The organism is Kribbella sp. NPDC056951, assembly GCF_042674205.1.
Lineage (GTDB): Bacteria > Actinomycetota > Actinomycetes > Propionibacteriales > Kribbellaceae > Kribbella > Kribbella yunnanensis.
The window spans coordinates 147,447-161,184 of record NZ_JBHUQZ010000013.1 but is presented as its reverse complement, the minus strand read 5'-3'; the positions used below and the strand labels follow the sequence as shown (position 1 = coordinate 161,184).

Below are 13,738 nucleotides of genomic sequence, written 5' to 3'. Positions count from 1 at the left end.
CGAACACCTTGCCGCCTGCGCACGCACGGTCACCAGGTAAGAAGTGGACAACTTCCGGAACTGGCCAGTACTTAACACGCCAGAGCCGTCGCGCGTAAACGAGGAACATGACAGGGTCGTCCTCGTCCGGCGGAGAACTCTGACGTGAGGGTGGTGGGGTAATGCGTCGGCGACGCTTGTCCTTGGGTGCTGTCTTGATTGCCATCGGTGCCGTTCTGGTGTCCGGCCCGGCAAGTCCGGCTCAGCAGGCGCAGGCTGCTGAGGCGCCCGCGATGATGGCTCCGGAATTGGCTTCCCCCGACGCGCGGGCGATGGCGACGGCGTTGCGGACCGGGCAACCGGTCGAGTTGACCGACCAGCGCACCGAGACCGGTCAGGTGTTTGCGAACCCTGACGGCACCAAGACCATGGAGCAGCACAGCCAGCCGGTCCGGGTCCGCAAGGGCCGGGACTGGGTCGCGCCCGACCCGTCGTTGCGGCTCGAGGCCGACGGGCTGATCCGTCCGGTCGCGACCATCTCGCCGCTCGTCCTGTCCGGCGGTGGCGACCAGAACCTGGTCTCGATCGGCAAGCCCGGTTCGCAGATCCGGCTGGGCTGGCCGGCCACGCTCCCGAAGCCCGTGCTGAGTGGGAACATCGCGACGTACCCGTCGGTGATGCCCGGCGTGGACCTGCAGATCACTGCCGAGGTCGACCGGTTCTCGCAGCTGCTCGTGGTGCACAACCGGGAGGCCGCTGCCAATCCCGCCCTTGCCACGTTGAGCTTTCCGATCAGTGCTGATGGTCTGACGCTGCGGGTGAACCCCGACGGCTCGACCTCCGGGACCGACAAGGACGGCAAGCTCGTCTACACCGCCGATCGACCGACCATGTGGGACGCGTCGAGTGTCGAGAAGCCGCGGTTCGCGAAGCTCGGCATCAAGCATGTCGGCGGCCGCTTCGTCATCACCCCGGACCGCAAGCTGCTCACCGACCCGGCCGCGAAGTACCCGCTCTCCATCGACCCGTCGATCTCCGGCACGTCGGTCAACTGGCTGCACATCAACAAGGAGTCCAGCCAGGCCGACGGCTGGACGTACGACCGGAGCAGCAGCGCCAGCGATCCCCTGCGGGCGAAAGTCGGACCGCGGTACGGCGAGCCCGCCAACGTCTACCGGTCGATGTTCCTGATGCGGACCGTGAGCGGCGCCCAGGCGATCGCCGGCAGCACGATCCTGAGCGCGCAGTTCCGGATCACGCTGGACTGGAGTTCGTCGGGGACGGCCAAGCCCGTCCAACTGTGGAGCCTGACCGACCTGGACACCGCGAACAAGAACATCAACTGGGGCACCACGACCCCGTCGTACTGGAAGACCTTGCTGGACACCCGCAGCGGTGCGGCGTGGCCGGAGGAGAAGTCCCTCCCGATGGAGTTCGGCGAACCCGATGTCTCCACCCCGCTGCGGACTCTGGTGCAGAACGTGGCCAACGCGCGGAAGCCGACCCTGTCGCTCGGACTGCGGTCGCCGAACGAGGGCACCACCACGGAAGCGCAGTACCACTGGAAGAAGTTCATCCCCAGCTCAGCCGCACTCGCGGTGACGTACAACACCGCGCCGAAGATGCCGAATGGACTCAGCCTGACCCGGCCGCGCCCGTGCGGTACGGCGGCGGCCCCGACGCCAGTGTTGACCGCGCAGCCGCAGTGGGCCTCGGTCGCGGACGACCCGGACCTCGGTGACAACGTCACAACCACCTTGCAGATCAAGGATCCGGCCGGTGCGGTCGTGCACGAGAGTGCCGTGGGACCGACAGTCAGCGGTGCCGCTTTCGCGTGGCCAGAAACCCCGGTGGGCAAGCTGGCCAACGGTGTCGTCTACAGCTACACCGCCTTCACGAAGGACGCCGCGAACGCGACCAGCCCGAGTACGCCGGCCTGCTACTTCGTGATCGATACGGTGGCACCCGCCGTACCGGTGATCGAGTCGACCGACTTCCCGGATGCCGGCGATCCGGTCACCGAGGCGCGCAAGGTCGGGAAGGTGACCTTCAAGCCGGGCGGTAGCGAGACCGACGTCGACGAGTATGTGTACGGGTTCCAGGCCGATGCGATGGTCAGTCGGGTGAAGGCGGTCGCGGACGGATCCGCGACGATCCCGATCACTGTGCACCCTGATCCGGTGACCGGCGTACCGAGCGCGCGGCTGTATGTGCGGGCGGTGGACCGGGCCGGCAACAGCAGCGGTTCGCGGCAGGCGTGGGAGTTGACGGCGAAGTCGCCGACCGGGCCGGCTCCTTCGGTGCGCGGTGACAGCAACGGCGATGGTCGGGCTGACGTCACTGCGGTGCTGGACCATGGGTTCGGCCGGACAGGGATCTGGAACGTCGTTTCTGCCGGATCTACGTTCTATGCCGGACAGATGGCGTGGGACACCGGTGAGGGCACGGGATTCTCGCTGGCGAAGGTCAAGCCGGTGCAGGGTGACTTCGACGGTGACGGCCGGACCGATATGGCGGTGTTCCGTTCCGGTGCCGGTGGGCGGATGTGGCTGTACAAACTGCCGTCGGACGGGAACGAGTACCAGAATCCACCTGCGGTGTGGACCACCGAGACTGCTGGGTGGCAGCTCAACACGGCGCGCGTGGTGGCGGGAGATGTGGACGGCGATGGGAAGGACGACATCGTCGTACAGAACGCCGGTACGGGCGACAACTGGCAGGCACAGGTCTTCCGGGCCGCCGACAACTTCGCCGTACCGGTGAACTGGGTCGCGGCCACGGCCGGCAACACCTGGTCGCGCAGTGCGCCGCTCATCGTCGACATCGACAAGGACGGCAAGTCCGACCTGCTCAGCGTCCGCAACCTGACCGACTGCCGAACCGCGGTCGACCTCTACCGATCCACCGGTACGGCGTTCGCCGCGGCGACCACGATCTACGACTCCGGCGTGGACGGGTTCTGCTGGGACAAGAGCCGGTTCACCGTCGCGGACCCGGATGGCAACGGCCGAGACGACGTGGTCGCGTTGACCGAGAACACCTCGACCGACGGCACCGTGGTCGTCTTTGCCTCCAACGGAACGAGCCTGACGAAGTCGGACTGGCGCCGGGTGACGGGGCTGGAGTTGGCCAAGATGACGATGGTCAGCGGCGACTACGACGGCGACAAGCTCGAGGACATCGGGCTGCTGTATGCGGCGGCCGACGGTGATCGCGAGGTGTACACGTTGCACTCCACCGGGACGTCGTTCAACGACAAGGTGAAGACGTGGTCGGGCGAGGTCGGTGCGGTGACCGGGCCGAAGTTCGACATCGAGCACCGGCAGTACGAACTGGTCAACAAGAACAGTGGCAAGTGCTTGAACGTCAAGGGCAGCGCGGTAACCGACAACGCGCAATTCATCCAGTTCGGTTGTGTCGGGACCGCGCTGAACGAGCGCTTCCGGCTGATGCCGATCGCGGGGACCGACCAGTACAGCATTCGCCCGGTGCACACCGCGGTCGACACCGGCCCGGTCAAGTGCCTGAGCGCTGCGGCCGGCAGCTCGCAGGACGACACCAACGCCGTACAGTCCACTTGCGGCGGCGGTCTCGGCGAGCCGCGGGCGTGGGAGCAGGTGACATTCGACTACGTCGACGGCAGCGCCTACGAAACAGTCGTCCATTTGCGATTCGCGCACAGCAACAAGTGCCTCGACGTCGCCGGTGCGTCCTTGGACGACAGCGCGTTGATCCAGCAGCAGGAATGCGGACAGTCCACGAGTGAGCAGTGGATCCTGCGGCCTGCCTTCAACGCAACGCAGCTGGGCGGCACCGGCACGACCCGCTACCGGATCGACACTCCGGTCAGCACGACGACGGTCCTCGAAGTACCGAAGTGCGTGACCGCCGCCAGCACTCAGATCAAGATGGGCACCTGGTCCAGCACCAGCCTCTGCCAGAAGTGGACGTTGAAGAGTCTCGGCGACGACATGTACAAGATCGTCGACGGTAACTCCAAGACCCCGCTCGACATCAAGGGCTGCTCGAAGTTGCCCAGAGCAACCATGATCATCTTCCCCGACAACACCTCCGAGTGCCAGAAGTGGCGGATCGAACCCACCCCCGGCGGCACCTACAGCGTCATCGCCGTCAGCTCCGGCCTCTCCCTCGACATCGCCAACGGCAGCTCCGCCGCCGGCGCCGAGGTGATCAGCTGGTTCTACCACGGCGGCAAGGGCCAACGCTGGGCCTTCAAGCCGCAGTAACTCTTCGGTACGGTCGGGCGGTGAGATTCTTCAGCCGCCCGACCGACCCGACCGAGGCCACCCTCCGCCGCCTCTCAAAACGCCTCCGCTGGTTCCGGCCCTCACTCGCCGACGCCCCCTCCGCGAGCGAGCAGCTAACCCATCTGGCCCAACACCGCCTCTGCCCAGCCATCGACGCCGGCGACCCCGCTCCCCTCGTCACCGCACTAGCCGTCATCGAAGAGGCCCTCACCCCATTGGCGGATGACGACCTGGACGACGCGCTCACCCACCTGGTCGAGCTGATCAGCAACTGGACCTCCTGGCCCGAAACCCCGCCCGCGATCCTGGACGCCCTCGAGTCCTCCCTCGGCCCGGAAACCCGCGACCGCTGGAACCGCATCCGCCGCCAAGCCACCCTCGTAGCCGGCTGGCTCGACACCCCCAACCCCAGCGCCGACCACCGAGCTGTCCAGAACGCCGACCTCCGCTTCCTCATCCGCTCCAGCCACCAGTACCTGGACGAAACCGCCACCATCAGCACCGCCGACCGCCTCCGCCACGAACTAGCCACCGGCCAAGGCATGTAGACCTCAGGCCCGTACCGACGATCTCCGGTACGGGCCTGATCCGTTTCAGCAGAGCGTCAACTGCAGGTGCGGTAACCGTAGGCGGCGATGCGCCAGGTGTCGTCACCGTCCCGGAAGGAGTACTTGCCCTCGCTGTTGCGCACCACGGAGAAGCTGCCCTTGTCGCCGTAGTACGTCATGTTCAACTGCTTCCCTGGCTTGTCACTGCCGCTCGTCACCTTGAGCTCGTCGTCCGCGCGGCCGAAGGTGTCGCCGCCGACCTCGCCGTCCATGGTCAGCTTCCACTTGGCCTGCAGCGACCTGGTCGCCGTATCCGTGTTCGGGCCGAACTCACCGTCGACGTCGCCCTTGTCGAAGGGTGTGCCGTCGGACTCCGTGGCACCCTCGGCCCACAGGATCTTCTGCCACAGGCACACAGCGTTCGACTTGTTGTGCTTCCCGAACCCGAAGGCCATCGGCCCCTCGTCGCCCCAGTCACCCTTGTAGGTGTCGTAGCCGCGCACAAAACCATCGTCCTTCGCGGCGGACGCCGGAGACGCGCTCAGGCCGAGTGCCCCCACCGCCAACGCGCTGAAGACGCCTGCGACGAGTCGGATGCGTGTCGATCGAATATTCATGGATTGCCCCGTTCTGTCGATGCTGGAATCTGCGGGGCCGCCGAACAGCCCCTACCTGCCTCAGCATCACCCGCCCACCCCCGGCAGACCTTGCGCGAACCTTGCGGCGACCTTGCCGCACGGACGAGCGGCACCTTGAGCACCCCTCAACCACTTTCCGGCTGCGCACACGGCTGACCCGTGCTCAACGTCATACCGGATCGCGCGGAGGCGGTGTCCTTTGTCAGGTGCCGTCGGCTGAGGCGATTACTGCGTTGGCTTGGGTGGTTAGGGATTGGATGGCGGGGGTCAGGGCGTCGAGTTGGGGTTTGACGCGGCGGATTGTGGTTGCTTGGAGGGATAGGGCTCGGGTTAGTTGGTAGCGGGGCCAGCCGGCTGTGGTGGTGCAGTCGTGCCAGGCGGCTGCTAGGGCGGACTCTTGGGTGGTTGGGATGTAGGGGCGGGCTGGTTTGGCTGGGCGGACCTGGAGGACGCCGCGTTTGTCCCAGCCTTGTGAGGGCTCGGAGCCTGCGGATCCGAAGGGCACTCCGAAGGTGCGGACGTCGGCGGTTTTGCTCGTGAAGCCTTTGCGCTGCAGACAACCGAGGACCGGTACGGCGAATCGGGCCGGCATCTTGTCGGCGTACACGGGCCGCAGTGCCATCCGCAGTTGGTTCCCGAGGTCGTAGTACCGAGCCTGCACATCGGCAGCGTTCGGACCGAGGCGGTCGTTCGCCGAGGCTGTGCAGCGATCCATCGCGTCCGAAAACTTCTGACTAGTACTGCGAACCGCCGGCGGCTCAGCCGTCACGTCCCGACCGAATCCGCGCCGACGCGCTTCCTCAACGCTCGTTGCGCCGAAGGCAGCCGCGGTGAGCTTGAGGTCGTCGAATGCGCCCGAAGCAGGTCGACCACCGACCTCTTGGAGTTCGGGGAAACCAGCCGCAGCCATGCAGCGGTCGCGTTCGACCAGTACGGCGGCTGTGATCACGTCGAGCAGATCGCCGCGGAAGGCGTCGTACGGCTGGCTCGGGGCTTGCGCCTGGGCAGGTGGCGTCGGTACGACGATTGCCGCCGGCGGGGCCGGGGTTCCGCAGGCGGACAAGAGGAGTAGGGGCAGGATCCAGAGCCGGCTACGGCTGCTCCGGGAGCAGCCGTAGCCGTTGTCGGGTGAGCTCATCAGCAGCGGCTGTGGCCGTTGTTGCGGTTCTGCTTGCCGACCGAGCGGAGGTCGCCCTTCCAGCCCATCGGGGCGGTGAAGGTGACGAACCAGCCGCCGGTGCTGGTGATGTCCCAGATCTTGATCGCGCACTCGGTGTCGCGGTTCCAGAACGAGCCGGCGGTGTCCATCAGCCGGATCGACGACTGGCTGCCGCTCGCGCGGTCCCAGTAGTAGTCGTTGCTGTGGTCCATGTCGGGGTTCCAGAACTGCCGGCTGAGGTTGCCGAGGGCGTAGTCGTAGTAGAAGCAGATCTCCCCGCTGTTGCAGGCGACGTTGCCGTCGCCCCGGTCAGCGTTGGCCGGCACGGTGGTGATGGCGGCCGCACCCCCGGCGAGGGCGAGCACCGCGGCGAGACGAGGTAGAAGTTTCACGGGTGGTTCCTCCAGTACGTCGGCGATTTCGGGGCGGAGGCGGTGATCGCCTCGACACCCGGAAACGTAGAAGCCTGGCCCGGTGGTGCGGTAAAACTTCGGATGGGGCCGAATTGTTTGCGCAGGTCGGCGAGGGGGAGCCATGTGGCGCATACATCTGAGTACGGACGACGTCAGGCGGATCCGGATCGCACCGGATATCGATCCGCTCTGGGAGCTGGTGCACAGCATCCAGCTGCTCGACAACGGGGGTCCGGTGATCTTCGGCCCGTGGCGGCGCCGGGTCCGGTTGGCCGGGCTGGCGCGGTGGAGCATGCTGCGGCATCTGTCGCCACCGATGGGGTATTTCGCCGACTTCCTCACCCCGGCGACCGGGACGACCGACCTTCGGGCCGGTATCGAGGAGGTGCTCCGGACGCCGCGCTCGTGTCTGCGCAGCGATCTCGTCACGCTGCACGAGCAGTGTCCGCGGGCGGCCGGCTGGGCGCGTGATCTTGCGGCCGGTGATCAGCAGACGCTGCGTGCGCTTGGCGCCAACCTGATCCAGTTCCACGAGGCACATCTCAAGCCCTCCTGGGCGGAGATCCGCAGTCAGGTCTCCGAGGAGCTAGTACGACTACGCCGACTCCTCTGCGACGAGGGCGTCGACGCGCTGCTCGCATCAATCGGCGGCCACGTCCATTGGGAAGCGCCCGCGCTCGTCCTGCGCAACAAGAAGACCGACCGCGACCTGTACGTCGAGGGTCGCGGCATCATCATCCAGCCTTCGTTCTTCGCGCTCGGCGACACGTCGATCCTCGATGTGCCGGGCGAACCGTTCGTCCTGGCCTACCCGATCCCGCATCGCGTCGGCTGGTGGGACACCCGCACCGAAGGCGCCCGACTTGAGGCTGTCATCGGCAAAACCCGGGCCGAGGTCCTGGACTGCCTCGCGAACGGCGACCGCACGACGACCGAGCTCGCCCGAGCCCTCGACCTGTCCTCGGCAACCGCCAGTGAGCAGACCAAAGCGCTGCGTGAAGCCGGGCTGATCACGAGCCGCCGTACGGGCAAACGCGTCCTGCACGCCCTCTCCCCGACCGGCGCCACTCTCCTGGGCACGTAACCCTCAGGACTCGATTTGGGAACGCTCCCATCGAGCTATTGACAGACCTTCACCTTCCCTCGATTCTCGTGGGAGCGCTCCCAGATGAGGGGGTGCACAGTATCGAGGAGGGGTCAGGCGATGAGCCAGACTAAGCGGTTCCTGGCGGTCACGGTGGCTGCCGTGACAGCACTGGGCATGGTCGGGGCATGCAGCAAGAACACCGAGGGCAGCAAGCCCGCGGCGGACGGCAAGATCACGCTGGTGGTCGACACCTTCGGGGACTTCGGGTACAAGGCGCTGGCCGCCCAGTACGAGCAGGAGCACCCGGACGTGAAGGTCGAGCTGCGCAACGTGCAGAAGCTCGACGACTACAAGCCCAAGCTGGTCCAGTACCTGGCCGCCGGCAGTGGCGCCGGAGACATCGTGGCGCTCGAGGAGGGTGTCCTCAACGAGTTCAAGACCCAGCCGCAGAACTTCGTCAACCTGCTCGATCAGGGTGCCGCCGAGTTGCAGCCCAACTTCCTGCCGTGGAAATGGGACCTCGGCCGGGTCGGCGCCGACGGACCGCTGATCGGGCTCGGTACCGATGTCGGCGGCCTGGCGGTCTGCTACCGCAAGGACCTGTTCGCCAAGGCGAAGCTGCCGACCGAGCGCGACGCGGTGTCCAAGCTCTGGCCGGACTGGAACTCGTTCATTGCCACCGGCAAGAAGTTCGGCGCCGCGAACACCGGTGCGAAGGGCTTCGTCGACTCGGTCACCACGAGCTTCTCGGCGATGTTGTCGCAGGCCGGTGACACCAACTTCTACGACCGCGACAACAAGCTGATCGCCGACTCCAGCCCGGTCGTCAAGGACTCCTGGAACACGTCGATGGCGATGATCTCGGAGGGCGTCAGCGCCAAGATCCCGGTCTGGTCGAAGGACTGGGAGGCCGGCTTCAAGAACGGCAGCTTCGCGGTCACCATGTGCCCGTCGTGGATGCTCGGCATCATCAAGGGCAACTCCGGCGCCGAGAACGCCGGTAAGTGGGACGTGGCCGCCGTACCTGGTGGAGGTGGCAACTGGGGTGGTTCGTGGCTCGCGGTCCCGACCCAGAGCAAGCACCCGAAGGAGGCCTACGAGCTGGCCAAGTACCTGACCTCGCCGGCCGGCCAGGTGGCCGCGTTCAAGGAGGCCGGACCGTTGCCGACGGCACCTAAGGCGCTGGACGACCCGGCGTTCCTGGCGCTGACCAACGACTACTTCTCGAACGCTCCGGTCGGCAAGATCTTCGGTGACGGCGCCAAGACGCTGAAGCCGCTCGTCCTCGGCCCGAAGCACCAGGCGGTCAAGGAGCGTGCCTTCGAGCCCGCACTGCAGGCCGTCGAGCAGGGCAAGCTCACCCCCGACAAGGCCTGGCAGCAAGCGCTCAGCAGCGCTGTCAAAGAGGCGAAGTGACCTCTTCCAGCGTCGTCCGGTCGTCGGCGGCAGCGCATGCCGCCGACGGCCGGGTCCCGTGGCGCTCCCGATTGACGCGCGCGGATGTGAAGTTCGCGCCGTACTTCTTCATCGCGCCGTTCTTCGTCCTGTTCGCGATCTTCGGTGCGTTCCCGCTGGTCTACACCGGCTGGGTCTCGTTGCACGACTGGCATCTGATCGGCGAGCACACGTACGTCGGATTCGGCAACTACAGCACGCTTTTCGCGGACCCCGACTTCTGGAACGCGCTCCGCAACACCGTCGGCATCTTCGTTCTGGCCACCGTGCCGCAACTCCTGATGGCGCTGGCGATCGCGAACCTGCTGAACCGTAAGATCCGCGCCCGGACGTTCTTCCGGATGGGCGTGCTGATCCCCAACGTCACCTCGGTGGCCGCCGTCGGCATCGTCTTCGGGCAACTGTTCGCCCGTGATGTCGGCCTGGTCAACTACGTGATCACCCGCCTCGGCCTGGACGCGGTCGACTGGCAGGCCAACACCTGGTCGAGCTGGATCGCGATCGCCGTGATGGTCGACTGGCGCTGGACCGGTTACAACACGCTGATCCTGCTCGGCGCGATGCAGGCGATCCCGAAGGACCTGTTCGAGTCCGCCTCGCTGGACGGCGCGAAGCCCTGGCAGCAGTTCTGGCGGATCACCGTGCCGCTACTGCGTCCGACACTCGTGTTCACCGTCGTCATCTCCACGATCGGAGGCCTGCAACTGTTCACCGAGCCGGTGATCTTCGGGAACGGGAGGATGCTCGGCGGCACCCTCGGCCAGTTCCAGACCGTCACCATGTACATGTACGAAACGGCCTTCCAGCGCTTCCAATACGGGTACGGCGCCGCGATCGCCTGGGCGCTGTTCGGGCTGATCGTGATCTTCTCGCTGATCAACCTGCTGCTCGTTCGGAGGGCAGCCCGGTGAGCCGGCTGCGCGCTGCCTCGGTGCGGCTGTGGCAGGCCAGCCCGTTGACGTACCTGGCGCTGATCGTCGGCTGCCTGACCTCGCTGTTCCCGATCTACTGGATGTTCGTCGTGGCCACCCGGTCCAACGACGTGATCAACGACGTCCCGCCGCCGTTGCTGCCCGGCGCCGAACTCGCCGCCAACATCGATCGGGTATTCGCCAACGAGCACGCCGCCTTCGGCTACGGGCTGGTGAACTCACTGGTGGTCTCGAGTGTGGTGACGCTGTCGGTGGTGTTCTTCTCCACGCTGGCCGGGTTCGCGTTCGCCAAACTCCGGTTCCGCGGCCGCAACGCGATGCTGCTGGTGATCGTCGCGACGATGATGGTGCCGGTCCAGCTCGGGCTGATCCCGCTCTACATGCTGATGGTGAAGATCGGCTGGAACGGCAGTCTGCAGGCGGTGATCGTGCCGTTCCTGGTCAGTGGTTTCGGCGTCTTCATGATGCGCCAGTACGCCGCCGAGGCGATCTCGGACGAGCTCGTCGAGGCGGCCCGGGTCGACGGCTGCTCGACCTTCCGGATCTACTGGAACGTCGTACTGCCGGTGCTGCGGCCGGCCGCGGCCATCCTCGGCCTGCTCACCTTCATGCAGACCTGGAACGAGTTCATCTGGCCGTACGCCGTTCTGGACGCCAACACTCCCACTGTCCAGCTGTCGCTGAGTTTGCTGGCGACGGCGTACTACACCGACTACGCGCAGGTCTTCGCGGCGACGGCTCTGGCCACGCTGCCACTGCTCGCGGTGTTCATCGTGTTCGGCCGCCAGATCATCGGCGGCATCATGGAAGGTGCGATCAAGTCGTGACGACCGACAGCCAGACCGAGCCCGGGACCGGGTTGCAGTTCCCCACCGGCTTCCTGTTCGGCGCCGCCACCGCCGCTTACCAGGTTGAAGGGGCGGCAACCGCCGACGGGCGCGGGCCCTCGATCTGGGACACCTTCTCGCATACGCCGGGCCGGGTGTTGGGCGGTGACAGCGGCGACGTCGCGATCGAGCACTACACGCGATTCCGCGAGGACGTCGCACTGATGGCCGATCTCGGGTTGCAGGCCTACCGGTTCTCGATCTCCTGGCCGCGGGTCCAGCCGGACGGTCACGGCCGGCTCAACCAGGCCGGCGTCGACTTCTACTCGCGGCTGATCGACGAACTGCTGGCGGCCGGTATCGAGCCGTGGCCGACCTTGTATCACTGGGATCTGCCGCAGCCGCTAGAGGACGCCGGCGGCTGGCCGGTACGCGACACGGCCGAGCGATTCGCCGACTACGCCGGCGCGATCACCGGCGTACTGGGTGATCGGGTTCGGCAGTGGACGACGTTGAACGAGCCGTGGTGTTCGGCCTTCCTGGGTTACGGATCCGGCGTGCACGCACCCGGCCGGACCGACCCGGCGGCAGCTGTCCGGGCCGGACATCACCTGATGCTCGGCCACGGGCTGGCGGCGAACCTGCTCCGATCCGGCGGCCACAAGGTCGGCGTGACCATCAACCTGTACGACGTCGTACCGGTGAGCGAGTCGGAGTTCGACCTCGACGCCGCGCGGCGGATCGATGGTCTGCAGAACCGCTTCTTCCTCGATCCCGTACTGCGAGGTTCCTACCCGACCGACGTGGTCGAGGACCTCGCCGCGGTGACGGATTTCTCGCACGTCCGCGAAGGCGACCTGGCGCTCATCTCGACCCCGCTCGACATGCTCGGCGTGAACTACTACAGCCGGCACGTGGTGACAGGCACGTCAGGCGGCGGTGACGACGGCCACGGTGGTAGCGGTGGCGCCTCCCCCTGGCCCGGCAGCGAGCACGTCGGTTTCGAGAAGGGGGATCTGCCGCTGACCGCGATGGGCTGGGAGATCCATGCCGAAGGGCTCACCAGCGTCCTCGTGCGGCTGGCGACGCAGTACCCCGCGGTGCGGCTGTACGTGACCGAGAACGGTGCCGCGTTCGCCGACGTACCGGATGCGGACGGTTCGGTCCGGGATCCCGACCGGATCAGCTACCTGGACGGCCACCTCCGGGCCTGTCAGGCGGCCATCGACCTCGGTGTCCCGCTGCACGGCTATTTCTGCTGGTCGCTGTTCGACAACTTCGAGTGGTCCTGGGGTTACTCCCGGCGTTTCGGGCTCGTCCACGTCGACTACGAGACACAGACACGAACCCCGAAAAGCAGCGCGTATTGGTACGGCGATCTGATCCGAGGCAGGCTAGCAACATGATCGAACCCCGTCCCACCATCGAAACCGTTGCGGCTCGGGCGGGGGTGGGGCGGGGTACCGCGTCCCGGGTGGTCAACGGCTCGTCGCAAGTCAGTCCGGCGGCGCGGGCCGCCGTACTGAAAGCCATCGACGAGCTCGGGTATGTCCCGAACCGCGCGGCCCGGAACCTGGTCACCCGCCGTACCGACTGTGTGGCGCTGGTGATCTCCGAACCGGGCGAGCGGCTGTTCACCGAGCCGTACTTCGCCGGGATCGTTCGAGGCATCAGCGCGGCGCTGGCCGAGACGCAGCTGCAACTGTGGTTGTCGATGGTGCAGAGCCCGGCCGAGCGTGATCGCGTGAACCGGTTCCTGACCCGAGAACACGTCGACGGCGTGATGATGCTGTCCCAGCACGCCGACGACCCGCTGCCGGGCAAGGTCCTGGCCAGCGGGTTGCCGCTGGTTCTCTGCGGGCGGCCACTGGCCGGGCCGGAGATGCCCTTCGTCGACGCCGACAATGCGAGCGGTGGACGGCTGGCGGCGCAGCATCTGCTCGATCTGGGTCGACGCCGGATCGCGTCCATCGCCGGCCCGCAGGACATGTCGGCCGGCGTGGCCCGGTTGCAGGGTTTCCGCGAGATCGCCGGGGACGACCTGATCGAGTACGGCGACTTCAGCGAAGAGAGCGGCGCCCGGGCGATGACCGCATTGCTGGAACGCGAGCCCGCCCTGGACGCCGTGTTCGCCGCCTCGGACCCGATGGCCTTCGGCGCGATGCGAGCGCTGAAGGCGGCCGGCCGGCGGATCCCCGAGGACGTCGCCGTGATCGGTTTCGACGGCTCACCGGGTGGGCGGCACTCCGACCCGCCACTGACCTCGGTCTTCCAGCCAGCCGAGGAGATGGGTCACGAGATGACCCGGCTTCTCCTCGCCCAGCTGGCCGGCGATCAGCCGCCGGAGACCCAGGTCATTGTCGACACCCGGCTGGAGCTCCGCGGCAGCGCCTGAGCAGCTGGACGCGCCCCCGGTCAGGTGGTCCCGGGGG

General features: G+C 66.9%; 11 protein-coding genes. 8 read left to right on the top strand and 3 right to left on the bottom strand.

Annotation, left to right across the window (positions count from 1 at the left end; all coding sequences use genetic code 11):
- Positions 1-194: 194 nt before the first annotated feature.
- Together ACFTSF_RS34965 and ACFTSF_RS34960 are read left to right on the top strand one after the other, a co-directional pair.
- Positions 195-4,226 (top strand): RICIN domain-containing protein, encoded by a 4,032-nt coding sequence (locus ACFTSF_RS34965; RefSeq protein ID WP_380159079.1) that lies wholly within the window; start codon positions 195-197, stop codon positions 4,224-4,226.
- Between the two features lie 20 nt (positions 4,227-4,246).
- Positions 4,247-4,795, top strand: a complete 549-nt coding sequence (locus ACFTSF_RS34960) for a hypothetical protein (protein ID WP_380159077.1) — start codon at positions 4,247-4,249, stop codon at positions 4,793-4,795.
- 56 nt (positions 4,796-4,851) lie between these two features.
- Here the strand turns inward: ACFTSF_RS34960 and ACFTSF_RS34955 are convergent, their stop codons facing one another.
- The 3 genes from ACFTSF_RS34955 to ACFTSF_RS34945 all read right to left on the bottom strand — a co-directional run bounded on the left by ACFTSF_RS34955 (position 4,852) and on the right by ACFTSF_RS34945 (position 6,984).
- On the bottom strand, positions 4,852-5,412 hold the full coding sequence (locus tag ACFTSF_RS34955) for a peptidoglycan-binding protein (RefSeq protein ID WP_380159075.1): 561 nt from the start codon (positions 5,410-5,412) through the stop codon (positions 4,852-4,854).
- A gap of 223 nt (positions 5,413-5,635) precedes the next feature.
- Positions 5,636-6,571, bottom strand: a complete 936-nt coding sequence (locus ACFTSF_RS34950; RefSeq protein ID WP_380159073.1) for a hypothetical protein — start codon at positions 6,569-6,571, stop codon at positions 5,636-5,638.
- A complete protein-coding gene (locus ACFTSF_RS34945; RefSeq protein WP_344157272.1) occupies positions 6,571-6,984 on the bottom strand; it encodes a hypothetical protein in 414 nt (137 codons plus the stop codon). The genes ACFTSF_RS34950 and ACFTSF_RS34945 overlap by 1 nt, the downstream gene beginning before the upstream one ends.
- Before the next feature lie 142 nt (positions 6,985-7,126).
- Between ACFTSF_RS34945 and ACFTSF_RS34940 the strand changes: the two genes are divergently transcribed.
- The 6 genes from ACFTSF_RS34940 to ACFTSF_RS34915 all read left to right on the top strand — a co-directional run bounded on the left by ACFTSF_RS34940 (position 7,127) and on the right by ACFTSF_RS34915 (position 13,701).
- Entirely contained in the window at positions 7,127-8,089 is a 963-nt protein-coding gene (locus ACFTSF_RS34940) for an ArsR/SmtB family transcription factor (RefSeq protein ID WP_380159071.1), read from the top strand.
- A gap of 120 nt (positions 8,090-8,209) precedes the next feature.
- Positions 8,210-9,508: an extracellular solute-binding protein gene (locus tag ACFTSF_RS34935; RefSeq protein WP_344157267.1), complete on the top strand. Its 1,299-nt coding sequence runs from the start codon at positions 8,210-8,212 to the stop codon at positions 9,506-9,508.
- On the top strand, positions 9,505-10,458 hold the full coding sequence (locus tag ACFTSF_RS34930; RefSeq protein ID WP_380159069.1) for a carbohydrate ABC transporter permease: 954 nt from the start codon (positions 9,505-9,507) through the stop codon (positions 10,456-10,458). The genes ACFTSF_RS34935 and ACFTSF_RS34930 overlap by 4 nt, the downstream gene beginning before the upstream one ends.
- Complete coding sequence (locus ACFTSF_RS34925) at positions 10,455-11,306, top strand: carbohydrate ABC transporter permease (RefSeq protein WP_380159067.1); 852 nt, start codon at positions 10,455-10,457, stop codon at positions 11,304-11,306. The genes ACFTSF_RS34930 and ACFTSF_RS34925 overlap by 4 nt, the downstream gene beginning before the upstream one ends.
- On the top strand, positions 11,303-12,712 hold the full coding sequence (locus ACFTSF_RS34920; protein ID WP_380159065.1) for a GH1 family beta-glucosidase: 1,410 nt from the start codon (positions 11,303-11,305) through the stop codon (positions 12,710-12,712). Before ACFTSF_RS34925 ends, ACFTSF_RS34920 begins: the two co-directional genes overlap by 4 nt.
- Positions 12,709-13,701, top strand: a complete 993-nt coding sequence (locus tag ACFTSF_RS34915) for a LacI family DNA-binding transcriptional regulator (RefSeq protein ID WP_380159063.1) — start codon at positions 12,709-12,711, stop codon at positions 13,699-13,701. The genes ACFTSF_RS34920 and ACFTSF_RS34915 overlap by 4 nt, the downstream gene beginning before the upstream one ends.
- Positions 13,702-13,738 lie beyond the last annotated feature (37 nt).